A 23,156-nucleotide genomic window follows, 5' to 3' on the forward strand; every position below is an offset into this window, starting at 1 on the left:
ATAAGCCCGTGACTGACAAATTTCGCCAACTCCCGCCCCCGGGCCCCGCGTGGGGCGGGAGCCTCATGGGCACCTCGATCGTCGCGCGCCTGCTCGTCGAGGAAGACCTCCTTTTCCTCGCCGGCGTCTTCGCCGCCATCGCGTGCGTGATCCTGGTCGTGCTCACCGTAGGCTTTGCGCGCTACCGCCAGCCCAGCTTCGAGCGCACCACGATGGCCGAGTGGTCGATGTACTTTATCGGCATCCTCGCGCTCGGCGCCGCGCTGTCCGGGCTTACCGGCGACGGCGTGTACAGGCTCATCGGCTTCTGGATCGGCGGCCCAGTCACCGTCATCACCTGGGCGATCCAGCTCACGCGATTCGACGGCGAGCCCCGGTTCACCTGGGGCCTGCCGCTGGTCGGGCCGATGATTTCCGCGTCCGTCTCCGGCTGGCTCGCGCACGACTACGGCCCGCTCTACCGCGTGATGGGCACCGCCCTGTTTGTCATGTCGCTGCTTACCGCGGTGCCGACATTCGCCCGCGTCTACTGGGCCGCCTGGCACGGGCGCGTTGACTTCGAGGGCGCGAAGTCCGCCACCGCGTGGGTGCCACTCGGCGTGGTCGGGCAATCCACCACCGCGATGCAGATCCTCTTCCCAGGCACGGTCTCCATCTACTACGGCCTGGTCGCGCTGATCATCGCGATCCCGCTCGCGATCTACGCCATGATCACCTTCTACCCCAACGCCGCGCGCTGGGTGCCGTACTCGCCGGCGTGGTGGTCGTGCACCTTCCCGCCGGGCACCGTCAGCATGGGCGGACACCAGATGGCGATGGTCAGCGGGTCGCAGTGGCTGGACGCGATCGCACTGAGCATCCCGGTGCTGCTCGTCGCGCACTGGGCGCTGTGCTCGAGCCGGTTCGTCAGTTGGGTGGCGGAGGGGCGCACGAGCTAGGCGCGCACCGCGAGCACCGCGTAGGTGTAATCCAGCAGCGGGGTGGGCACGCCCGCGGCGGCGGCCTGCCGGCGGATCGCGCCGACCTGCGCGTCAAGCTCGCTCGGCAGTCCGTCCGCGATGTCGCGCTGCATCGAGCTCGTCGCGCCCGCGTATTGCTGGTCCGCAAACGCGAGGGTTTGCGAGACCGCGTCCGCCGGCAGCCGCACGCCAAGCCCGCGGGCTGCGGCCTCGACTTCTTTCATCAGGGCGCGGAGTTGGGGGCGCAAAGCGTCGCGAAGCACGCCCATCGGCACGTCGGCCACCGCGCCGAGCGCGCCCGTGGTGGTGACAAACATGGCTTTTGACCACACGTCCGTAAGCACGTTGCCCGGCGCGTACAGCTCGCCGCCGATCCCCGCCTCATCCAGCGCCGCGCGGAACTCCCGGGCAGTTTCGCTTATCGACGCCCCCGCTACCGGCCCAAAGCTCAACGCCAAAGGCCCGGGATTGAGCACGATCTCTGCCGGGCCGACGCGCGTGGCGTAGCAGCGGGCCACCCCGGCGAGGACCCGGTCGGCGCCGAAAATGCGTGCGGCGGTGTCGTGGACTTCGACCGAGTTCTGGGTCGTAACGACGGGCACGCCGCCAAGCTGCCGCGCGTCCGCGAGGTCCGCGAACGTCGGGTTATCCGGCAGCGCCTTCGTAGCGACAACCACGATGTCCGCCCCGCCCATCAGGTCCGCGGCCTCCCCTGCGTGCTCCGCCGCGTGGACCCGGACGGCGCGCGCCGGCTCGTCGCCGCGGCTGAGCAGCACGCCGCGCTGCCTGAGCGCCGCGAGCGTCTTCCCGCGCGCGACAAACGACACCTCGTGACCAGCCTCTGCGAGCACGCCGCCGAAGTACCCACCGATCGCGCCCGCACCAATGCACACCACCTTCATGGTGCACAGTCTATCCGCGCGCACGCCGCCGCGTGCGCCTTTACTCCGGTGGCGACGGACCCGCGTAGGTGGGTTCACCGGCCGGCGCGCCCTGGGCCGGCCCGCCGATCACTGCGCCGGTATCGGCGTAGGCCCGGCCGGTGAAGCGCGGCGCGGCGTACTTCGGACCGACCCACGCGATGCGCCCGTTGATGCGGGTCATGCGGCCGCGCTTCGGGTCGCCGTTGACGGCATTGTGGTGCGGGCACAGCCAGCACATGTTCGCCGGGGTGGTCTCTCCCCCGTGCGCGTACTCGGTGAGGTGGTGGGCCTGGCACTTGGAAATCGGCGCGTTGCAGTCGGGCCAGCAGCACGTCGGCGAGTCCACCTCCAGCGCGAGCCGCTGCACCCGGGATGCGAGGCGCATGCGGTGGGTGTTGATCGGGCCAAGGTGCTCCGCGGCGAGCGTGATGTAGCCGTCCGGCAGGATCCGGCGCTTGAGCAACTGGCTGGTGGTCATGCGGACCCCGGTGTTGGTGACGACGACCGGCTCGGTGTCGTCGCTGTCGTCAGTGCCGGCGAGCACGTGATCGATGTCCTTGTCGGTGACAATCGCGTGCACCGCCACCGGTGCCTGGACGATGCGCCGGTTGTTGACAATCCAGTCAATCGCATCGATAGGCTTGCCCCGCTCGTCGGGCGTCTCAAAAGTGGTGACCACGTCCTGCAGCCGGTTGGTAGGGCCGGTGAGCCGGATGATGAACTTGTCGTTTTTCATGTCGCGCTGGATCCGCACCCCGTCCTCGGGCACGCGCGGCGCGATGAAGTCCTTGCGCAGCCGGGCGGCTTTCTTCGCGATGGTGGCGGTATCCCCCTGCGCGGCGCACAGCTCGGCGGTGTATTCCCAACGCTTGGTCGGGTTGCTGATGCGGCGAGCGGTGCGCTCGATCAGCTCCAGCGTTTCAATGCAGTGACTGTTGGCTTCCGCCGCGGAGCGTGCTTCGGCCTGGTAGCGCGAGTGGTTGGTCGGCCGAAAGAACCGCCGCGCGAGCCGCACCAGCGTGTCCGCGTAGTCATCGGCCGCACCCATCCCCACAAGCGCGGGCGCGTCGAGCCCGGCCTCGTGGACGAGCCGGAGCGCGGCAATACCCCCAGCGCGGAAGGCCAAAAAGGCCCGTAGTTGTTCCTCCCCCATAGGCCCACAACCTAGCCCACCCCCACGCACCCCGCAACCGCAAGGTTGAGATCCACCGTGATCCCACCGACGCGCCCGCGGGACGTGAACTGCCACATCTGCGGTGCCGGGAACCCGAGCGGCCGCGGCCACGGCCCGAGGCGCGCGGGCTCGGTCACCGAGTTGTCGCCCCACTGCGCCAACCACAGCGCGCCGAACTCCGCCGGGTCGGCCAGGAGCATGTGCCGCCGCCAGTAGCGGGCGGTGGTGTAGATACCGGCGACGGGGACGTCGGCGGCGCGGAAGGCGGTGGCGGCGGCGCGGACGTCGGCAAGCGAAAGCCCCGCGGGTGACTCCACGTCGAGCCACATCGGCAGCCGCCTCCCACCCAACACGTCGAGGGCGGCGCCGACCTGCTCGGCGACGGTCGTGCCCTCCGACGGGCTGCGCAGGTAGTGGTAGGTGGACAGGGAGCAGTGGGACGAGTGGGCGTCGAGAAGCAATTGCTCAAAGCACGGGTCCTGGTAGGTGCCGTCGGTGGTGCGCAGGACCGCGAAGTCGAAGCCGGCGAAGTCGAGGCCGACCTGGTATTCGGAGCAGTCGACGCCGAGCCTCACCGCTTGGACAGCCCCATCCGCGGAGTGAACGACGCCGGGTGGCGGCGCTGGGCGGCTGCGTCCGCGATGGTCAGGCGCCACTTCGGGTCCGTGACGGGCATGCGCGAGATGGGGAACCAGCCGACCTCGGTCGACTCGTCGTCGCCCACCACCGGCTCCGCGGCGGGGTCGGCCGGCTCGAGGCGCAGCTGCACCGACATGTAGCTGGCCTGGTCGCCGTTGGCGTGCACGAGAGGGCCGACGGACCCCGCGCCAAGGATCGCGGCGGGCGTGGCCTCGATGCCGGTCTCCTCGCGCACCTCGCGCACCGCCGCGTCGTGCGGCTGCTCGCCCGGCTCTGCGATCCCGGTCACCGGGGTCCACTCGCCGTTGTCCGCGCGGCGCACGAGCAGCACGTCCGGCACCGCCCAGGCGGACTGGTCGGCGGAATCGCGCAGCACGATCGCGGCGACCGACGGCAGCCAGAGCGGGTCGTGGCCGATCTTCTCGCGGATCTGCACGATAAATTCCGGGATTGGCACGGCGTGTCCTTTCGTTCGTCGTTCGCGTGCCCACGAGTCTACGTCGGCTAGGATGAGCTGCGATGCACACCCTGAAGCGCCTCCCCAAAGCCGTATTTATCACCGTCTACGGCGCGGTGCTGATCGCGCTCGTGGTCATGATCGCGGCGCTGACCAGCTACCAGACCAACGCGCGCACCACGCAGACGACGCCGGCGCCGCCGGTTACCGCCTGGAACCCCGCGCCTGCCGACGCCCCCAACGTCGCCGCCAGCGTCCGCCCCAACGTCATCGCCGACGCGCAGGTAGGCGCCACGAAGACCGGTGTGATGCTGCGCGGTGACCTCACCCCCACCGCCATGGTGAGTACGGAGACTGCCGGCCACATCTCGCGCCTGCTCGAGCAGAACTGCCTGGACACGCTCACCCTCGAGACACCCGACAACATGCGCTTCGAGCTGCTGGGCTTTTGCTTCACGACGCTCCCGCCCCAGACCATCGCCGACCTCCTCCACTTCGGCGACGAGCACGGTGCCAACTCGGTCACGGTGACCAACAACCTGGAGCGCCAGGGGGGCGGCCAACTCGCGCAGCTGTACTGGCTCGACGCGACGCACGAGCAGGTGGAGGCGCTGCAGCCGGCATGGGAGGAGTTCGGCCTGCGCCCGTACCTGGACCGCGCGACTTTCGAGGCGTTCACGGACGACGAGCTCACCATCATGGAGGCGAATCCCTCGCGGCCGCACACCTACAAGCACGAACCGACCGGCGCGGCGCTGCGCGAGAAGTGGGGCATGCCGGAGCCTGGCGAATCCTGGTAGCTTCGCAGCGCTACCAGCGTTGCGTCTCCCACTGCGCGTCCGGCACGACCTGGTCGATCACGGTCATCATCTGCTCGACGTTTGAGTAGGACATGAGCTTGGGGTTCTCCATCCCCTCCCAGCAGTCCTCGCCGCTGCGGCCGGCCTCCGTGCCGGAGACGATACCGATGATTACGGCGCGGCCGTTGACGTGGGTGAACACCGGGCCGCCCGAGTCGCCGGCGGCGGCGCAGACTGCGGCGATGTCGCCGAAGGTTTCGCGGTCTTCGTCGTCACCCGCGTTCACGATCTGCACCCGCTGCGTGTCCTCGAACTCGCCGCAGGTGTAGCCGGTCGTGGCGCCGGTTTTGCAGACGTGCCCCACCGGCGGGACTTCGTCGGCGATGCCGGTGGGGATTGGGTCGCCAATCACGTCCATGTAGCGGTCCGGGTCGGTGATCTTGATAATGCCAACGTCGATGCCGTCGGAGGCGCTGGCGTCGTGAGCAAACAGCCCCGAGTAGACGAACTGGCCGACCTCGTGCGCGTAGTCGAAGGCGCGCGAGGCGTTCGTGGGCCACACGAGGTCGCCGGCGTGGCCGCAGTGCCCCGCGGTGACGGCGTAGTGCTGGCCCGCCGCGTCGCTGAAGCTGAACGCGACGGTGCACGACTGCGCCGTGAAGCTCTCGCCGGGCTGCGGCTGGTGGTCCGTCGTCTGGATGCGCGTGCCGGGCGCCCACAGCGCGAACGCTGGCACGCGGACCTGGTTGGCCTGGCCGTCAGACTCGGCGGCCTCCGTCTCCAGCGGGGTCTGCACCGCCTCGCGCGCCTGGCGCTCCTCGACGGAGCCGGTGGGCAGCTGCGAGGTGGTCAAGCCGAGCCACACCACGGAGGCGACGAACAGGGCGACCGCGACGATGCAGACCACCCAGCTCACGGTGCGTGCCGTGGTGCTGTGCGGGGCAGGTGCGGCGCGGTGCTGCGGCGCGGGCTCCGGGAACGTCCAGCGCTCGCCGTAGGTCGGCTGGTACTTCCTGGCGTGGTTGCCGGTCGATGAATCGTTTGGGTGGGTCACGCTACTCGGCGTCCGAGTGCTCCTCCTCGTCGTTTTCCGACTCAGCGTCGCCGGATGCCTGGATCTTCAGGTCGCGGATGAACTTCTCCGGGTCGAACTCGGTGAAGTAGTCGGGGCCGGCGAACTGTTCCTGTGCCATGGTGTGCTCCTTTTTCGTGCTGGGGCTTACTGCCCGAGGGTATCGACGATGAACTGCTTGACGCGCTCCGCGTCGTTGGGCAGGTCCGTGACGTGGCGGTCGGCGGCCAAGATGGAGGCGAAACGCTCCGGCACTTCCGGCTCGCGGCCGGTTGCCTCGACGATTGTGTCGGCGAACTTGACCGGCAGCGCGGTCTCCAGGACCACGATGCGAGTGTCGGTCTCACTGGCAAGGCCGCGGGCGACGTGGATGCCGTCGGCGGTGTGCGGGTCCACCATCACGCCGTGCTCCTCCCACGTCTGCTTGATCGTGGCGAGTCGGTCGGCATGGGTGGACGAGCCCGAGACGAAGCCGAAGTCGTTCCGGATGCGGTCCAGGACCTCCTGGCCGCCCAGATCGTCCAGGTCGAAGCCGCCCTCCTTCACCTTGGTGCCGAAGAGGCGCTTGGTGGCGGAGGCGTCGCGCTGGAGGGCGTCGAAAAGCATGCGCTCGAAATTGGAAGCCTTCGAGATGTCCATGGACGGCGAGGAGGTGGCCTGGGTTTCCGCCGAGGAACGCGGGCGGTAGTTGCCGGTGCGGAAAAACTCGTCGAGCACGTCGTTTTCGTTCGTGGCCACGATAAGGCGGTCGATGGGCAGGCCCATGCGCTTGACGACGTAGCCCGCGCACACGTCGCCAAAGTTGCCGGTCGGGACAGCGAACGAGAGGGCTTCGTCGTTCGACTCGGTCACGCGCAGGTAGGTCGAAATGTAGTAGACGGTCTGCGCGAGCAGGCGCGCCCAGTTGATGGAGTTCACCGCACCAATGGAGTACTTGGCCTTGAAGGCGGCGTCCGCGTTGACCTCCTTGACCACGTCCTGGCAGTCGTCGAAGACGCCGTCGAGGGCGATGTTGTGGATGTTCGGGTCGTCGAGCCCGAACATCTGCGCCTGCTGGAACGGGGTCATGCGGCCGGCTGGGGTGAGCATGAAGACGCGGATGTTGTCGCGGCCGCGCATCGCGTACTCGGCCGAGGAGCCGGTGTCGCCCGAGGTTGCGCCCAAGACGGCGAGCGCCTCGCCGCGGCGGGCCAGCTCGTACTCGAACAGCTCGCCGAGCAGCTGCATCGCCATGTCCTTGAACGCGGCGGTGGGGCCCTCGGACAGGTGGGCGATGGAGAGCGTTTCGTCCAGCTCCGTGACCGGCACGATGTCCGGGTGGGCGAACTTGGGAGTGCTGTAGGCCTTGGCGGTGAGTTCCTCGATCACCGCTGTCGGGATGTCGTCCACGAACAGCTTCACAACCTCGGCCGCGAGGGCTGCGTACCCCTCGGTGGCGAGGAGGTCACGCCAGCCGTCGAGAAGCGAAGGCTCCAGGCGCGGATACGTGGCCGGCATGAACAGGCCGCCGTCGGCGCTCAATCCCCCGAGCAGGATGTCGGTGAACTTGTGCGGTGAGGCGGTCGTATCGCGAGTTGAAATGTAATCCACGGGCGTCGAGTTTACGGGACCGGGTTGAGATTCGTAGATATTTTTGCGGCGCATCCGGCTGTGCAACGCGCACGAGTTCCCTCAAAGGTAATCTCAATTAAACATTACGGGCGTTAGGGTACTACCATTCATTGCCATGGCAAACAATCATCCACGCGAACAACTGACAACCAAAGCCCTCATCGTGTGGTTCGGCGCAGTCGCTGTGTATGCCGTAGCCATCCTCGGCCGCACCTCTTTCGGTGTGGCAAGCGTGGAAGCTATCGACAGATTCAACGTCGACGCATCACGAATCGCAGTGTTCACCGCAGTCCAGGTCGGCGTCTACGCCTTCGCGCAGATCCCCACCGGGCTGCTCATCGACAGGCTCGGCCCCCGCTTCATGCTCGTCGCCGGCGCCATCATCATGGCCGTGGGGCAGATCGTCCTCGGCCTGACCACGTCGTACGGCGTGGCCATCTTCGCCCGCGTCCTCATCGGCGCCGGCGACGCCACCGCGTTCCTGTCCGGCATGCGCATCCTGCCTTACTGGTTCCCGCCGCGGAAGACCCCGCTGTTCACCCAGCTCACCGCGGCGCTCGGCCAGCTCGGCCAGTTCCTCTCCGCGGTCCCCTTCCTCGCCCTGCTCACCGCCAAGGGCTGGACCGTCTCCTTCGTCTCCCTCGGCGCGCTCGGCCTGCTCATCGCGCTCCTCGCCGCGATCGCAGTCGCCGACACCCCGGAATGGGCCGAGATGACGCCCGGCCAGCGCCGCGAGATCAAGCAGCAGCGCCAGGACGATCGCACCCCGATGAGGGAGGTGCTCGGCGTGGTCCTTCGCTCCCCCATCGCCTGGGAGGCATTCTTCATCCATGGCTGGGTCATCTTCTGGATGTTCAGCTTCTGCCTCCTGTGGGGCCTGCCGCTCATGACGCTCGGCATGGGCCTTACCGAAAGCCAGGCCGGCACCGTGCTCATCCTGTTCACAGTGGTCAATATCGCCTCGGCGCCGTTCGTCGGCGCGGTCTCCGCCCGCATGGGCTCGAGCCGCGACCTCGGCGCCCTCATCCTCGGCGGCGTCACCCCGCTGGCGTGGATCATCTTCTTCCTGCCCAGCGAGCCGCGCAGCTACGCGGCCATCCTCACTATGGCCATCATCATGGGCCTGTGCGTGCCCACCTCGAACTTCGGCTTCGACGCCGTGCGCGAAAACCTGCCCACCAACATGGTCGCCACCGGCACCGGCCTGGGCAACATGGGCGGGTTCGTCGCGACCATGATCGGCGCGCAGACCGTCGGCGTGCTGCTCGACCACTCCTCGCACGGGCAGACCTACCAGTGGCACGACTTCCAGCTCGCCTGGATCGCCTTCTACGTCACGGCCGCGGTGTTGCTCATCGGCCTGCTCGTGTCGCGCCGCAAGGCACAGCGCCTCACCGCGGCACCGCACGTCAGGATCGTCAATGAGGCGCCCGCCGAGCGGCAGAAGCTGCAGCAGGCGTAGCCCCTACCGTCGGGGCGGCTCCTGGCGCCCGGTCAGGATGTCCACGACGGAGCGGATGGCGGCGTCGCCAAGCTGCGGCAGCTGCCCGCCCGTCGCCGGCGCGTGCTCGCCCCGCGTGGCGCCTCGCTCGGGGCGCACTTCGGGCTCAACCTCGAGCGACAGCGTCGTATCTTCAAGGTGCAGCGCGGCACGCTTATCGACGCCCGCCACACGCGCCCCCTCCACCAGCGCCACCAGGTCGGCGTAGGTCGCATCGGTCAGATCAATGGAAAAGTGAACAGCCATGCCCCCACTCTACGGGCGCGAGCGGGAGGCGGCGCTAATCAAACTCGCGGGTGGGCTTTTCTCCCCAGAACACCTCTTCAATCACCTGGTGAGCCCGGCGCGTAATGCGCAGGTAGTCCTCCAAGAACTGCTGCTGGTCGTCCGGGTCGTAGCCGGCTGAGCCCGCCACCTGCGCCAGGTGCGGACCCGGCGCGGGCAGCTGGTCGGTGCGCTTGCCCGCGACCAGCACGAGCGCGCTGCGGGCGCGCGTGGCCGTGAGCCACGCGGTCCGGAGGATCTCCGCCTTCGACGCGGCCAGCACCTCCGGGTCGTCTAACTCCGCGAGGAAGTCCAGCGCGTCCAAGGTGGACGTGGTGTGGAGCCCTTGGTGCTCGTGGGCGTGCATCATGGTGAGGAGCTGGACGGTCCATTCGACGTCGGCAAGCGCCCCGCGCCCCAGCTTGGTGTGGGTGGCGCGGTCGGCGCCGCGCGGGAGGCGCTCGTTGTCCACGCGAGCTTTGATGCGGCGGATCTCGCGGATGTCGGCCCTGCTCGCCCCGCCCTTGGGGTAGCGGAACTGGTCAATCATGTGCAGGAATTGCTCGCCGAGCGGCGCGTGGCCGGCCACTCCGGTGGCGCGCAGCAGCGCCTGCTTTTCCCATACCTCGCCCCACTCGCGGTAGTAGCGCTCGTAGGAGGCGATCGTGCGCGCGACGGCGCCGGAGCGCCCCTCGGGGCGCAGCCCCAGGTCCACCTCGAGCGGCGGGTCACCGGACGGCTTGGCCAGGCGTTTGCGCATCTGGTCCACGATGCGCGCCGCCCACGCGGTGGCGTCGGCCTCGGAGGTCTCCCCCACGGGCTCGGCAACCACCATGACGTCGGCGTCGGAGCCGTAGCCCAGCTCCGCGCCGCCGAGGCGGCCCATGCCGATGAAAGCGATGCGCGCCGGCTGCTCGGCCAGCTCCTGGTCCTGCAGGTCGGCGTAAATTTCAGATTCCAGCGCCGCCTGGAGCACCGCCTCCCACACGATGGTCAGCTCGGTGCACACCTGGCGCACCTCCATCAGGCCCAGCAGGTCCGCAGACGCGATGCGCGCCAGCTCCGCGCGGCGCAGGGAGCGCGCCACCGCGACGGCCTTGTCGGGGTTGCCCCGGTGCCGGTTGGCGGAGTTGATGATCGCCTTGTACACCTGGTCCGGCGCGGGCTCGAGCAGGCGCGGCCCGCTGGAGCCGTCGCCGAGCAGCTTGACCACGTCGGGGGCGGAGATGATGAGGTCGGAGGTGTACGGCGAGTTGCCCAGGATGTGCATGAGGCGCATGCCGACGACGCTTTCGTCGCGAAGCATGCGCAGAAACCAGCTGCGATCCAGCGCGGCGTCCGAGAGTTTGCGGTAGTTGAGCAAGCCCGCGCCCGGGTCGGCAGTGCCGGCGAGCCAGTGCATGAGCGTGGGCAGGAGGATCGCCTGCAGCTTCGCCTTGCGCGAGGTGCCCTTGACCAGCGCGTTGAGGTGGTCGTAGGCGCGGGCGGGGTGGCGGTAGCCCAGCGCGGCCAGCTGCGCCTTGACCGCGTCGGCGGAGAAGGTCGCCTCGCCGATGGACAGGTCTACGACGGCCTCCAGCAGCGGGCGGTAGAAGAGGCGCTCGTGCAGGTTGGACACCACCTGGCGCAGCTGCGACAGCGCCCGCTGCATCTCCTCGACCGCGGTGCGGCGCGCGGTGGCCTGAAACCCGGCGGCGCGGGCGAGCCAGCGCAGCCGCTTCTCGTCGTCCGCGTCGGGCAGCTGGTGGGTCCGCTTGAAGCGCTGCAGCTGCAGGCGGTGCTCCAGGAGTCGGAGGAACTCGTAGGCGCGGATGAGTTTGCTCGTGTCTTCGCGGCCGACGTAGCCGCCGTCGCGAAGCGATTCGAGCGCCGCGACCGTGTTGGGGTTGCGCAGGTCGGCGTCGATGCGCCCGTGCACAAGCTGCAGCAGCTGCACGGCGAACTCCACGTCGCGCAGGCCTCCCTCCCCCAGCTTCAGCTCGCGCTGCCGCAGCGACTCGGGCACGTTGGCCAGCACGCGCCGCCGCATCGCCTGCACGTCCTCCACGAAGGATTCGCGCTGGGAGGCCTCCCACACGAGCGGAGCAAGCTTATCCACATAGCACTGCCCCAACTCCAGCGACCCCGTCAGCGGCCGCGCCTTGAGCAGGGCCTGGAACTCCCACGTCTCGGCCCACCGCTTGTAGTACGCCACGTGGCTGTCCAGGGTGCGCACGAGCGCGCCGGCCTTGCCCTCGGGGCGCAGGTTGCCGTCCACCTCGAAGAAGCAGGCGGTGCCCAGCTGCATGAACTCGCTGGCGGTGCGGGTCGCCTTGGCGGTGGCGTCGTCGGCGACGAAGATGACGTCCACGTCGGAGATGTAGTTCAGCTCGCGGGCGCCGCACTTGCCCATGGCGACGACGGCGAGCCGTGTATCCGGTTCCTCGTCGCCGTAGACGTGGCGGACGGCGACGGCGAGGGCGGCGGTGAGGGCGGCGTCGGCAAGCGCGGTCAGCGTCTCGGTGGTGCGGGTGTAGCCGAGCGGTTCCGTCCCGCCGTGGCCTTTCACCGGGGCGAACGTGCCCGCCAGGTCCGCGGCGGCGACCCGCATCATGAGCGTGCGGTACGCGTCGCGCAGCGCCTCCTTCGCGGCGTGCTTGTCGTCGAAGCGCGCGCCGGCGCGGTACGTCGCCTCCGCGATCGGCGCGGCGTCCACGGCGGCGAGCATCGCCTCACGCATCTCCTCGGCGGTGGGCAACTCGCCCGCCAGCGCGCGCCACTGCCCCGGGTTGGCCACCAGGTGGTCCGCCAGCGCCGTCGAGCCGCCGAGCAGCGCGAAGAAGCGCGTGCAAAACGCCGGATCGGCCGCCAGCTGGTCGCGCACCTCGGCCCACTCGCCCGGCGCGTGCTCCTGCAGCGCCCCGGCGAAACGGTGCGTGTTGTTCAGGGCCAGGTCGGGGTCACCGGTGCCGGCGAGGGTCCAGAGCGAGGGGGCGTCGACAAGCGAAAGCTCCTCGATGTCCTCCGCGGCGCGCGGCGAGACGAGGCCGAGTTTTGCTGGGGTGGGAAGCGCCATATTAAAGGTCCATCCCGCTCTCCAACTCCCACGGGGTGACCTGGCAGGTGTAGTCGTGCCACTCGTCCCACTTGGCGCGCAGGAAGTACTCGAAGACCTGCTCGCCGAGCACCTCGGCCATGAACTCGGACTGCTCGAGGTAGCGCAGCGCCTGGTCGAGCGAGTTGGGCAGGTCGCGGTAGCCCATCGCGCGGCGCTCGCGGCGGGTGAGCGAGAAGACGTCGTCGCGGGCGGGCTCGTCCAGCTCGTAGCCCTGCTCGATCCCGCGCAGGCCGGCGGCCAGGACCGCCGCGTAGGCCAGGTAGGGGTTCGCGGCGGAGTCCAGCGAGCGGACCTCCACGCGGCGCGACTCCGCCTTGTGCAGCCGGTAGGTGGGCACGCGGACCATCGCGGAGCGGTTAGACACGCCCCAGGTCGCGGCGGTGGGCGCCTCGGAGCCGAACTGGAGGCGCTTGTAGGAATTGACGTACTGGTTGGTCAGGGCGGAGATCTCGTTGGCGTGCTCGATGATGCCGGCGATGAACTGGCGGCCGGTGCGCGACAGGCTGATCTCGTCGTCCGGGTCGTGGAAGGCGTTCTCGTCGCCCTCGAACAGGGAGAAGTGCGTGTGCATGGCGGAGCCGTCCATGTCCCGGAACGGCTTGGGCATAAACGTCGCGTGCACGCCGTTCGCTTCGGCGACCGTCTTTACGATGTAGCGGAACGTCACCACGTTGTCCGCCATGGTCAGCGCGTCGGTGTGGCGCAGGTCGATCTCCTGCTGGCCGGCGCTGGCCTCGTGGTGCGAAAACTCGGTGACGATGCCCATGTACTCCAGGGCGCTGATCGCCTGCCGGCGCAGCTTCGGCGCCTCGTTGCGCTTGGCCTGGTCGAAGTAGCCGCCCTTGTCGGCCGGCCGCGGATGCTCGCCCGGTTCGAAGGGCTTGACCACGTAGAACTCGATCTCGGGGCTGGCCAGGAACTCAAAGCCCATGTCGCGGGCGTTCTGGATCTGGCGGCGCAGCACCTGCCGCGGGTCCGCGTAGAGCGGATCGCCGTCCGGCATGGTGATGTCGCAGAACATGCGCGCGGTCTGCAGCCCGGAGTTCTCGTCGAACGGCAGCGCCTGGTACGTCGACGGGTCCGGCTTCAGCAGCGTGTCGGACTCGGAGATACGGGTGAAGCCCTCAATGGAGGAGCCATCAAACCCCGCGCCCTCGTCAAACGCGGATTCCAGCTCCGCGGGAGACATCATGACCGTCTTCAGCGAGCCGAAGATGTCGGTGAACCAGAGCCGCAGAAACGCGATGTCCTGCTGCTCTACCTTGCGCAGGACCTCTTCCTGTTGAGTGTTCATACGGCCCACTGTAGCCGGGCTAGACTCTATGCCAGCCGAAGTGAGGAGAGGAACGCATGCCACAACCACAGGAATTTCTGGAACTCGAGGTCAAGCTCGCCGTCGACGCCGAGACTAAGCCACCCAGGCTTTCGCTTATCGACGCCACACTGTCCCCCATCTCCACCACCACCCACGAACTTTCCGCCATCTACTTCGATACTGCGGACCTGCGCCTGACGCGCTCCAAGATCACCCTGCGCCGCCGCACCGGCGGCAAGGACGCAGGCTGGCACGTCAAGCTGCCCGGCGAGTCCGGCGGGCGCCGCGAGCTGCAACACCCGCTGTCGGACGGCACCGGTACGAACAGCGATGCCGACACCGTCCCCGAGCCGCTGCTGGACGCGGTGCGCGACGTTCTCGGCCCCGTCCACCCGCCGCTGAAGCCGATCGCGCGCGTGGACAACCGACGCGTGGAAACCGTGATCGGCGTGCGCTACCCGGACCCGGCCGACTCGCTCGCGGTGGCGGAGTTCTGCGACGACCACGTCTCCGCCGAGTCCTATCTGCCCGGCGGCACGGCCTCCGAGTGGCGCGAGTGGGAGCTTGAGCTCACCGACGCCATCGCCGGCACCCCCGCCGGCGAGCGCCTGCTCAGCCGCGCCACCGAGGCGATGCTGGCCGCGGGCGCCCGCCACTCGGACTCGCCGTCCAAGCTGGCCACGGCGCTTGGCGACAGCTTCAACAACGCGCCCTTGCCGTCCGCGGGCACCGGCGACGCGGCCGCCGACGCGGTGTACGCCTCCCTGCGCGACAAGCGCGACGCCATCCTGAGCTGGGAGCCGCGCGTGCGCGCCGACGAGTACGACTCGGTCCACCAGATGCGCGTGGCCACCCGCGAGCTGCGCTCCCTGCTGGAGACCTTCGACGGCGTCATCACCGCCGGCGACCTCGCCCACCTCGAGGCGGAGCTCAAGCACGCCGCGGCGGTCCTCGGCATGGCCCGCGACGCCGAGGTGGTCGAGCAGCGCTTCCACGACCTGCTGGCCAGCGACCAGTCCGACATGATCGACGTGATCACCGCCGCGCACATCAACCGCGACATGCGCGGCGTCTACGAGGAGGCCCACGCCGACATCGTCGACATGTTCGACTCGGAGCGCTTCACCGCTCTGCTCGGCGAGGTCGACGCGTTACTTCACGACGCCCACACGCCCCACCTCCCCGGTGAGGTTGATGAGGATGAGGGTGGCGCGGACAAGCAAGAGCCCGAGGAGCCCGCCGACGCGGTGCTCTACGCGCACCTGCGGGCGGCGTACAAGAAGCTGAAGAAGCGCAACGCGAAGGTGGAAAAGTACTACGGCGACACCTCCCTGCCACTGCTGCAGCGCGAGTCGTACGTGCACGACGTGCGCAAGACGGCGAAGAAGCTGCGCTACGCCGCGGTGGCCGCCAAGGACGCGGGCCTGAAGACGGGGCCGCTAGCCAAGGCGTGCAAGCGGCTGCAGACCATCCTCGGCGATTTCCAGGACGCGGTGACCGCGCGCGAGCACATCGAGCGCCTCGCCCGGGCGGCGCGCGACCGCGGCGAGGACACCTTCGCGTACGGCATCCTCTACCAGCGGGAACTGGAGATCGGGCGTGCGGCGCTCGAGGGCTACCCGAAGGCGATCAAGGACATCAAGAAGGCATTCAAGCAGGTGTAGAGCCGGGGGGCTCGCGTCCTAGTCCTCCCAGGCCTCGTCCTGGTCGTCTGCGACCTGGTTGCGCTGCGCCGCGGTCTCCAGGGCGCGCTCCGCCTCCTCGCGGGTGTCGTACGGTCCCATGCGGTTGTCCCAGGACGCAACCTTGCCCTGGGTGACCTCGCCGGTGGACGGGTTGAAGTAGAACTTTTCGTCTGCCATGATCGGCTCCTTCGTGTATTCCGGGGGTTCGCGGTGAGCCGCGAACGGTGGACATTTTGGCCCACCATACCCGCCAACGGCGGTTGGTAGTCTGGAGTTTCCTCGTATAAATCCCCCTTTGTGCAGAGTGGAGAACGCTTTATGTCTTTGTGGCCTGCCCCCGACGCCCAACCATCCGGCCTGGTGGAACGCGCTCGCGAGGAGCACGAACGGCGCGTGGGCGCGCAGCCGGCACACGTCGCCTCCGCCCCGGCGACGTGGATCCTCGCCGGGGAAAACGTGGACCACTTCGGCGGCGCCACGCTCATCGGGCTCGGCGGGCTGCGCGCCGCGGTGGCGGTAAGCCCGCGCGACGACCACAAGCTCCGCTTCGCGGCCTCCGCGCCGGGCTCGGAGCCGGTCCTGACCACCGCCCCGCTCGGCGACCCCAACGGCGCCGACCACCCCCTGGGCAAGCGGTGGGCCGGCCTGGTCCACCAGCTGATCCAGCGACAGGTGCTCTCGCGCGACACGGCGGGCCTGGACGTGACGGTCGTTTCCGACATCCCGCTCGGAGCCGGGCTTGGGGCGCTGTGGGCCGCGGACTCGGCCATGTGCCTCGCCCTCGCCGCCGGACACGGCGACATCAACGACGCGCCCTTCCGCGCCCGCCTCGCCGACATCGCCGCCCACGCGGTGGAGACGTACTCGTCGCTCAACGGCCTGCGCTCCCGCCACACCGCGGCCCTGCGCGCCACCGGCAACGGCATCGCCGTGATCGATTACGCGGACGGCTCGCTCACCGAGGCCCCGCACCCGACCCGCGAGGGCGTGCGCATCTTCTCCGTCGCGGAAGCGTTCGGTGAGGCGGACGCGGGCCAGGTGGAGGGCATCGCCACGCACCGCGCGTTCATCAGCGCGGCGTGCGCCAACTTCGGCGTCCACTCGCTGCGCAAGCTGCCCGACGCCATCGAGCGCGTCGTCGAATGGGTCCAGGCGCGCCACACCGTCGGCGACACCACCGCGCCGGCGCCGGAGACGGCGCGGGCGTGGGTTCACTTCTGCGAAGCGGAGACGCTGCGCAGCATGGCCATAGCCAGGGCGCTGCGCTCTCGCCACACCAATGACCTGTTCGCCCTGGTGAACTCGCCGACCGAACTGCGCGGACTCAATATCCCCGCCGAGCTCGTGGCCCTGTGTCGCGAGCGGGGCGCGCTCGCGGCACGGCCCGCGGCCACCGGCACCTCCAGGGCGGTGCTCGCGATCGTGCCGCGCCGGGACGCGGACGAATTCGCCCGCCGCATGGCCGAGCAGTTCGACGTCGTCGAGATCACGCCGGGCGCCACCGCGCGCCTCGAGGACGCCCCTGCGTCCTAGTCGGCAGACCTAGTCGGCGGGCCAGGCGAAGGAGACTTCGCGCTGGGTGGCGTCGGCAAGCACGAGCGAAAACTTCGTCTCCGTGCCCTCCCCCGGCGCGCCGACGGACGGAGCGAGCACCGGCGGGTCGGCGATGAAGATGCGGGCGCGGTCCTCCTCGTTGACCGTGAGCGTCACGCCCTCGAAGTTGTGGCCGACCCACGGCTCGAGCACAGTCGCCTCGGTCAGGTTCAGGCACGCCTTGTCCACGGTGTTGGCCAGCTGGGAGGTCCGCCCCATCGTCTTCATCACCCTTGGTGCGTCCTCGCGCACCCACTCCGGCACCTCTGTGCCCGCACAGATAGCCAGGCAGACCTCGGTGGCGTAGCGGTCGACCAGCCGTCGCAGCGGCGCGGTGACGTGACTGTAGTAGCCGCCGATGCCCGCGTGTACCTCCGGCTCCTTCTCCGACAGGTCCACGTAGCCCGCGCCGCGCAGCAGCTTCTGCGCCTCGCGCATCATGGCCATCCCGCGCGGGGTGTCCGCGTCGATCCCGGCGAGGAACTCGCCGATGTTGCCGCCGACCTCGTAGCCCAGGTTCGACGCCTCGCGCCGGAACTCGGCCTCCGCCTCACCGGTCGCTGGCCCGAGCGTGCGCAGGAACCCGACGCCAGCCTCCACCATCATCCTGCCCGCCACCATGCCGGTGAGCAGGGAGATCTCCGAGTTGTAGTCCATGACGGGGTGGCGCGGCTCGATGACTAGCTCGAAGGTCCCGCCCTCGCCGACCACGCGCACGCTGGGCAGCCGCAGGTTGATCGCCTCGCGCCGCAGCGAGCTGCGCTGCCGCAGCTGGCCGACCTCGGGGAGCAAGCGTATCGACGCGTGCGGCTCCCCCCGCGCGAAGTCCTCGTGCACCCCGTCGTAGTCCAGCCGGGCCACCGAGCGCACCAGGGCGCGCTCGACGTGAGCGCTGTCCACCTCGCCCTCCTGGTCCAGCTCGAACGTCCACAACACCGCCGGCCGGTCCACGTCCGGCAGCAGCGAGGCGGAACCCTCGCTCAGGCTCGGCGGGTGCAGGCGGGCCGGCTCGTCGGGAAGGTAGATGGTCTGGCCGCGCTGCAGCGACTCGTCCTTCACCGCCCCGCCCGGCTCCACAAAGGCGGCGACGTCCGCGATCGCGTACGTGACGGTGTAGCCGCCGCCTCCTCCTTCGCCGCGCTCGGCGATGTGCACCGCCTGGTCCAGGTCGCGGGAGCCGACTGGGTCGATGGTGACGAGGGGGATCGAGCGGGCGTCGATACGCTGCCCGGCGAACCGATCGGTGAGCTGCGTCGCTTCCTCGAGCACCTGCGGAGGGAAGTCGGTAGGGACGGAAAATTCGCTCGCGATAGCGCGAAAGTTCAGCGGCGCGGCATACAGTTTCATACCCCGCCATCGTGCCAGAGTCTGCGGGAGCGCGCAGTGCGAATGAGCCGGCCTATGAGCCGGATTCTGTGCCCCGGACGGGGCGGTGACCATCCATCTGGGCCACCCATCGCTGGGCGCCTCAAGCAGCTACCTTCGAACATGGGCGGGCAGCCTCATCGCGTCCGACGACCCCTGCGCACGCGCAGCGGTTCTTGCCTTGCTCCCGGTGGGGTTTACCTGGCCGCCGATGTCACCACCAGCGCCGGTGCGCTCTTACCGCACCCTTTCACCCTTACCCCGCGACAAGCGCGAGGCGGTCTACTTTCTGTTGCACTTTCCCGCGGATCACTCCGGGTTGCCGTTAGCAACCACCGTGCCCTGTGGAGTCCGGACTTTCCTCGTCCACCCGCCAGCCCGCATGCGCGGCGGTTCGGGCGGCCGCGGTCACCCGGCCGACTCATTCGCAAGCCGTCATTGTACCTTACCTATGGTGCGCGACATCGTTGACGCAGCGTACGACACCAAAATCGTCGTAGAAATCCACCACGGACACGCTGGCCAGGTCCAGGTAGGTGTGCTTGAACACCTCCGCCCCGGCGCCGAGCCCCTGCCGGATCACGCTCTTGATCGGCATCATGTGGCTGACCACCAGGATGGTCTGCCCGGCGCGCTCCTCCTGCAGCTTCAGCCGCGCGCGGGTCACCCGTCGGTGCAGCGCGGCGAGCGATTCGCCCCGCGGCGGGGCCTTGCTTACCGACGCCTCCCATTCCCCAAACTCATGCGGAAACTTCCCCCGGGCCTCGTCCTTCGTCAGTCCCTCGAAGTCGCCGAAGTTGATCTCCCGGAATCCGTCGTTGGTTGCAAACGCGTCGAACCCGAGCGCATCGGCCGCAGCTTCCGCGGTCTGCTGGGCGCGCGCCTGCGGCGAGGCGACGATCGCGTCGATGGGCCCAAACTGCGACTCCTGCGCCAGCGCGGTGAGCGCCCCGGCGGCCCGGCGCGCCTGCGCGCGGCCCAGCTCGGTCAGCTCCGGGTTGGAGGTGCCGGAGAGGCGGTGCTCCGCGGAGTGCGCGGTCTGCCCGTGGCGCAGCAGGATGAAGCGGGTGCGGGTTGCGCCGCTGTTGCCGTAGACCAGCGCGCCGGGGTGGCCGGCCGCTGCCCGGTCGTTCGGAGCTTTGGCGGTGGCGCGGGCGGGCGGCCCGCTGTGCAGGCTTGCTTCCTCCACGATGCGGGGCGTGCCGTCCTTCGTCGCGGCGTCCATCGCCTTGTTGGACAGCTCGTCGGCCTTCTTGTTCTTCGCGCGCGGCACCCAGGTGTAGGTGACGCGGTTGAAGCCGCCGGCGAGCTTGCGGGCCTGCACGGCGAGCTTCTGCATGTCAGGGTGCTTGATCTTCCAGCGGCCGTTCATCTGCTCGACAACGAGCTTGGAATCCATGGACACCGCCACCTCGGTGGCTCCCAGCTCGGCGGCGGCCTCGAGGCCGCGCAACAGGCCGTGGTATTCGGCGACGTTGTTGGAGGACTTCGCGCCCACCACGTAGACGATCTCGGCGAGGGTCTCCCCGCCCTCGCCGTAGACAACTGCGCCGGAGCCGGCCACGCCGGGATTGCCGCGCGAGCCGCCGTCAGTAAAGACGCTGACCTTCATCGGCTCCCCTACTCCTCGATGGTCAGGCCGGTGCGGGCCGCAGCCTCGTCTGGGGTGAGGCGCACGCGCACGAGCAAGGCGCCGCAGTTCGGGCAGGTGGGAATCTCGTCGGCGGGCGTGCCCATCACCGCGGCGCGCTCGGAGGCGGGCAGCTGGATGAAGCAGGCGTTGCAGGTGCGGCCGTTGAACGCGGCGGCGCCCATTTCGTCGTAGACCTCGAGGACGTCGTCGGGGAGCTTGTGGCGCAGCGCGGCGGTGTCCACCTGCTCGCGGTCCGGCAGCGCCTCGACGGCGCGGCGGGCGGCCTCCACCTTGCGGTCCGCCTCGTCCAGGCGCGCGCCGTGGTTGTCGCGGTTGTTGCGCAGCGCGGCGATCTCGTTGTGCGCCTCCTTGAGCTCGGAGAGCAGGTCCGCGATGCGCGACTTCGCCGCGTAGCGGTCGTGCTCCAGGTCCTTGCGACGCTCCGGGTTGGTCTCGGCGCCGAGCTGGCGCTTGTCATCAATCTCGCGCTTCTTCAGCTTGCGCTCGTCCTCCTGGATGCGCAGGATCTCCAGCTCCATGTCGTCCACGGCCATCTGCGCGGCGGCCGACGCCGCCTGCAGGTCCTTGCGCTCCTTGAGCAGCCTCTCCAGCTCCTGCTCCTCCGGCCGCGCCGAGTCCGGGTGCGCGGCCACGCGGTCCGCCTTGGCCAACTCGAGCAGGATCGGCTGCTCCTCTGCGGAAAGCTTCACGGGTACTCCTCCCTTGTTTTACTTCTCTGCCCCGGGGTGTCCGGGGTGTGCAGACACCGTCCACGGGTCGGTGCGGATGTCCAGCACCTGCGTCTGCACGCCTAGCGGCTCAACGATACTCGCCGCCTGCTCCGTCCACGGAAACTCGCTCGCCCAGTGCGCCGTATCAATCACGGCGGGCCCGCCCGCGCGCAGGTGTTCGTCCACCGGGTGGTGCCGCAGGTCCGAGGTCACATATACGTCAACGCCAAGCTTTGCGACGTCACCGAGGAACCCATCCCCCGCCCCCGAGGACACCGCGACGCGCCGCACCAGCAGGTCCGGGTCCCCCGCAGCGCGCACGCCCCACACCGTTTCCGGCAGCGCGTCGGCCACCTGCTGCGTGAACTCGCGCAGCGTCATCGGCTCGGGCAGCTCGCCCACACGGCCGAGCCCGTAGGCGTTCTCCAGCTCGCGCGTGCCTGCGGGCTGCGCCATCTGGACGATGTCGAAGGCGGGTTCCTCGTAGGGGTGGGAGGCGCGGAGGGCGTCGGTAAGCGAGGCGCGCAGGCGCGTGGGGGCGACGAACTCGATGCGGACCTCGGGCGCGGTGAAGTGCGCGCCCACCTCGCCGTCGGTGGGGTCGGCGCCCTCGACGGGGGTGAACTCGCCGGTGCCGTCGTGGCTGAACGCGCACTCGCGGTAGTTGCCAATCGCGCCGGCGCCGGCATCGAACAGCGCGCGCTTAACGCTGTCGGCATCGGCGGGCGGCACGTGGACGCCCCAGTGGTCGGTGCCGTCGAGGAAGCTGGGCTTGATCGGGCGGCCCGGGGTAATGCCCACCAGCTCGGCGAGCTTGTCGGACACGCCAGGCCGGGCGGAATCCGCATTCGTGTGCGCGGCGAACAGGGCGCACCCGCCCGCGATCAGGGTGTGGACCACCTTGCCCTTCGGGGTGTTCGCCGCCACCGAGCTCACCCCGCGCAGCAGCAGCGGGTGGTGGACCACGAGGAGTTGCGCGCCCGCGTCCACCGCGGCCTGCGCGACCTCCAGCGTGCAGTCGAGGGCGAAGGCCACCTTGGTCACCTCCGCGTCCGGGTCCCCGCAGACCAGCCCCACCTTGTCCCAGCTCTCGGCCAGCTGCGGCGGGTAGGCGGTCTCCAGGGCGCGGACAACATCAGCTACAACAGTCATGGCACCAAGCCTACAAATTTGCCAAGCTGGGGTCCGTGATTGATACAGCAAACAACGGCGGGCAGGACACCATCCTGCTCGACGTGGACGGCACCATCATCGATTCCTATCCCGGCATCCGCGAAGGATTCCTCCGCGGGCTCGACGCGGTGGGCGCGACGCGCCCCGCCGAGGACTTCATCCGCCGCATCCCCGGTCCGCCGATGCGCGACTCCATGGCGGCAGCAGGCCTGGGACCCGACCAGGTCGAGCGCGCCATGCAGGCGTACTCCGACTACATGAGCAGCGAGGGCTGGCAGCGCTTCACCGTCTTCGACGGCATGGCGGAGCTCATCGGCCGGTGGAAGGACGAGGGGTGGAAGGTGTGCACGGCGACGTCGAAAAGCGAGCACTTCGCGCGGCTGGCGCTGGAGCGCGCGGGCGTGCTTGAGCACATCGACTTCCTCGGCGCGGCGAACTGGGACGCCGGGCGCAGCACGAAAATCGAGGTCATCCAGTACGTGCTGGACAACGCGGACCCGTACCACCCGGTGATGGTGGGCGACCGGATTCACGACTTCGCCGGCGCGGCCGAGTTCGGCCTGCCGTCCATAGCCGTGACCTGGGGCTACGGCGCCGAAGAAGAATGGGAACAGGCCACCTACGTGGCGCACACTTCGACTGAACTGGAGGACATTGTCCGTGAGTACTGCTAACCCCTTGCACATCGACTTCGTCTGCACCGGCAACATCTGCCGCTCGCCGATGGCCGAGGTCATCGTACGCGACGCGCTCACCGCAGCGGGACTGGGTGGCGATGTCCGCGTCACCTCCTCCGGCATCGGCGGCTGGCACGTCGGCGGCCCGGCCGACGAGCGCGCGCAAGCCGAGCTCGCCGCACACGGCTATGACGGCTCGCAGCACAAGGCCGCGCAGTTCGGTGGCGACCGCTTCGACGCGGACCTCATCGTCGCCCTGGATACCAACCACGTCTCCGAGCTCGTCGCACGCGGCGTACCGGAGCAGCGCGTGCGCCTGATCCGCTCCTTCGACCCCGCCGCGCCCGAGGGCGCCGGGGTGGCCGACCCCTACTACGGCGGCCCGGCCGGCTTCACCACCACGCGCGAGCAGATCGAGGCCGCCGCCGACGGCATCGTCGCCTGGGTCCGCAACCGGGTTCAGTCCCAGCCCCGCACCGACTAAACT

The 23,156-nt window shown here is 69.4% G+C and carries 22 protein-coding genes and 1 other RNA gene; 7 read left to right on the forward strand and 16 right to left on the reverse strand.

The window, feature by feature from the left end:
• The first annotated feature begins 8 nt into the window (after positions 1-8).
• Positions 9-938, forward strand: a complete 930-nt coding sequence (locus FPH17_RS02455) for a TDT family transporter (protein WP_154878528.1) — start codon at positions 9-11, stop codon at positions 936-938.
• Here the strand turns inward: FPH17_RS02455 and FPH17_RS02460 are convergent.
• Genes FPH17_RS02460 through FPH17_RS02475 form a run of 4 tightly spaced genes read right to left on the reverse strand, consistent with a single transcriptional unit; the run spans position 935 to position 4,152 of the window.
• A complete protein-coding gene (locus FPH17_RS02460) occupies positions 935-1,861 on the reverse strand; it encodes a 2-dehydropantoate 2-reductase (RefSeq protein WP_154878529.1) in 927 nt (308 codons plus the stop codon). The two genes, FPH17_RS02455 and FPH17_RS02460, sit on opposite strands and share 4 nt — an antisense overlap.
• A 40-nt stretch (positions 1,862-1,901) precedes the next feature.
• Entirely contained in the window at positions 1,902-3,035 is a 1,134-nt protein-coding gene (locus tag FPH17_RS02465) for an HNH endonuclease signature motif containing protein (protein WP_154878530.1), read from the reverse strand.
• Positions 3,036-3,046: 11 nt separating this feature from the next.
• Entirely contained in the window at positions 3,047-3,631 is a 585-nt protein-coding gene (locus FPH17_RS02470) for a GH25 family lysozyme (RefSeq protein WP_154878531.1), read from the reverse strand.
• Positions 3,628-4,152 (reverse strand): NUDIX hydrolase, encoded by a 525-nt coding sequence (locus tag FPH17_RS02475; protein WP_154878532.1) that lies wholly within the window; start codon positions 4,150-4,152, stop codon positions 3,628-3,630. Before FPH17_RS02475 ends, FPH17_RS02470 begins: the two co-directional genes overlap by 4 nt.
• A gap of 62 nt (positions 4,153-4,214) precedes the next feature.
• On the opposite strand from FPH17_RS02475, the gene FPH17_RS02480 reads away from it, so the two are divergent.
• On the forward strand, positions 4,215-4,952 hold the full coding sequence (locus FPH17_RS02480; RefSeq protein ID WP_154878533.1) for a hypothetical protein: 738 nt from the start codon (positions 4,215-4,217) through the stop codon (positions 4,950-4,952).
• A 10-nt stretch (positions 4,953-4,962) separates the two neighbouring features.
• Here the strand turns inward: FPH17_RS02480 and FPH17_RS02485 are convergent, their stop codons facing one another.
• From FPH17_RS02485 to thrC, 3 genes are read right to left on the reverse strand one after another with little or no spacing between them, the layout of a single operon-like run.
• Positions 4,963-6,006: a S1 family peptidase gene (locus FPH17_RS02485; protein WP_244288044.1), complete on the reverse strand. Its 1,044-nt coding sequence runs from the start codon at positions 6,004-6,006 to the stop codon at positions 4,963-4,965.
• A 1-nt stretch (position 6,007) separates the two neighbouring features.
• Complete coding sequence (locus FPH17_RS11855) at positions 6,008-6,145, reverse strand: hypothetical protein (protein WP_165765497.1); 138 nt, start codon at positions 6,143-6,145, stop codon at positions 6,008-6,010.
• A gap of 26 nt (positions 6,146-6,171) precedes the next feature.
• Positions 6,172-7,614, reverse strand: a complete 1,443-nt coding sequence (thrC, locus tag FPH17_RS02490; protein WP_154878534.1) for a threonine synthase — start codon at positions 7,612-7,614, stop codon at positions 6,172-6,174.
• Between the two features lie 136 nt (positions 7,615-7,750).
• Between thrC and FPH17_RS02495 the strand changes: the two genes are divergently transcribed.
• The gene (locus tag FPH17_RS02495) at positions 7,751-9,097 is read left to right on the forward strand and encodes an MFS transporter (RefSeq protein ID WP_154878535.1); all 1,347 of its coding nucleotides are present in this window, start codon (positions 7,751-7,753) and stop codon (positions 9,095-9,097) included.
• A 3-nt stretch (positions 9,098-9,100) separates the two neighbouring features.
• Here FPH17_RS02495 and FPH17_RS02500 read toward each other — a convergent pair whose 3' ends face one another.
• The 3 genes from FPH17_RS02500 to glnA are packed head-to-tail and all read right to left on the reverse strand — an operon-like array spanning position 9,101 to position 13,791.
• The gene (locus FPH17_RS02500) at positions 9,101-9,382 is read right to left on the reverse strand and encodes a Cgl2226 family protein (protein WP_154878536.1); all 282 of its coding nucleotides are present in this window, start codon (positions 9,380-9,382) and stop codon (positions 9,101-9,103) included.
• Positions 9,383-9,416: 34 nt separating this feature from the next.
• Positions 9,417-12,455, reverse strand: a complete 3,039-nt coding sequence (locus FPH17_RS02505; RefSeq protein ID WP_154878537.1) for a bifunctional [glutamine synthetase] adenylyltransferase/[glutamine synthetase]-adenylyl-L-tyrosine phosphorylase — start codon at positions 12,453-12,455, stop codon at positions 9,417-9,419.
• 1 nt (position 12,456) lies between these two features.
• Positions 12,457-13,791 (reverse strand): type I glutamate--ammonia ligase, encoded by a 1,335-nt coding sequence (gene glnA, locus FPH17_RS02510; RefSeq protein ID WP_154878538.1) that lies wholly within the window; start codon positions 13,789-13,791, stop codon positions 12,457-12,459.
• A 56-nt stretch (positions 13,792-13,847) separates the two neighbouring features.
• Here glnA and FPH17_RS02515 point away from each other — a divergent pair, with 56 nt between their 5' ends.
• Complete coding sequence (locus FPH17_RS02515; RefSeq protein ID WP_154878539.1) at positions 13,848-15,476, forward strand: CYTH and CHAD domain-containing protein; 1,629 nt, start codon at positions 13,848-13,850, stop codon at positions 15,474-15,476.
• Positions 15,477-15,494: 18 nt separating this feature from the next.
• Here FPH17_RS02515 and FPH17_RS02520 read toward each other — a convergent pair whose 3' ends face one another.
• A complete protein-coding gene (locus FPH17_RS02520) occupies positions 15,495-15,674 on the reverse strand; it encodes a hypothetical protein (protein ID WP_095278206.1) in 180 nt (59 codons plus the stop codon).
• Positions 15,675-15,815: 141 nt separating this feature from the next.
• On the opposite strand from FPH17_RS02520, the gene FPH17_RS11860 reads away from it, so the two are divergent.
• The gene (locus FPH17_RS11860) at positions 15,816-17,030 is read left to right on the forward strand and encodes a galactokinase family protein (RefSeq protein ID WP_167496753.1); all 1,215 of its coding nucleotides are present in this window, start codon (positions 15,816-15,818) and stop codon (positions 17,028-17,030) included.
• Positions 17,031-17,039: 9 nt separating this feature from the next.
• On the opposite strand, the gene FPH17_RS02530 is transcribed toward FPH17_RS11860, so the two are convergent.
• The 5 genes from FPH17_RS02530 to FPH17_RS02550 all read right to left on the reverse strand — a co-directional run bounded on the left by FPH17_RS02530 (position 17,040) and on the right by FPH17_RS02550 (position 21,971).
• Positions 17,040-18,437 (reverse strand): RNB domain-containing ribonuclease, encoded by a 1,398-nt coding sequence (locus tag FPH17_RS02530; RefSeq protein WP_095278210.1) that lies wholly within the window; start codon positions 18,435-18,437, stop codon positions 17,040-17,042.
• 39 nt (positions 18,438-18,476) lie between these two features.
• Positions 18,477-18,879: RNase P RNA component class A (rnpB, locus tag FPH17_RS02535), an RNA gene on the reverse strand.
• 21 nt (positions 18,880-18,900) lie between these two features.
• Positions 18,901-20,067: a bifunctional RNase H/acid phosphatase gene (locus FPH17_RS02540; RefSeq protein ID WP_154878540.1), complete on the reverse strand. Its 1,167-nt coding sequence runs from the start codon at positions 20,065-20,067 to the stop codon at positions 18,901-18,903.
• Between the two features lie 8 nt (positions 20,068-20,075).
• Positions 20,076-20,798 carry a zinc ribbon domain-containing protein gene (locus tag FPH17_RS02545; RefSeq protein WP_144717458.1) on the reverse strand — a complete coding sequence of 241 codons (723 nt, stop codon included), beginning with the start codon at positions 20,796-20,798 and terminating at the stop codon, positions 20,076-20,078.
• Between the two features lie 18 nt (positions 20,799-20,816).
• A complete protein-coding gene (locus FPH17_RS02550; RefSeq protein WP_154878541.1) occupies positions 20,817-21,971 on the reverse strand; it encodes a Nif3-like dinuclear metal center hexameric protein in 1,155 nt (384 codons plus the stop codon).
• 35 nt (positions 21,972-22,006) lie between these two features.
• Between FPH17_RS02550 and FPH17_RS02555 the strand changes: the two genes are divergently transcribed.
• A complete protein-coding gene (locus tag FPH17_RS02555) occupies positions 22,007-22,666 on the forward strand; it encodes an HAD-IA family hydrolase (protein WP_244288045.1) in 660 nt (219 codons plus the stop codon).
• Positions 22,653-23,153 carry a low molecular weight protein-tyrosine-phosphatase gene (locus FPH17_RS02560; RefSeq protein WP_280114034.1) on the forward strand — a complete coding sequence of 167 codons (501 nt, stop codon included), beginning with the start codon at positions 22,653-22,655 and terminating at the stop codon, positions 23,151-23,153. Before FPH17_RS02555 ends, FPH17_RS02560 begins: the two co-directional genes overlap by 14 nt.
• Positions 23,154-23,156: the final 3 nt, after the last annotated feature.

The sequence above is a fragment of the Corynebacterium gottingense genome (assembly GCF_007559235.1).
Classification (GTDB): Bacteria; Actinomycetota; Actinomycetes; order Mycobacteriales; family Mycobacteriaceae; genus Corynebacterium; species Corynebacterium gottingense.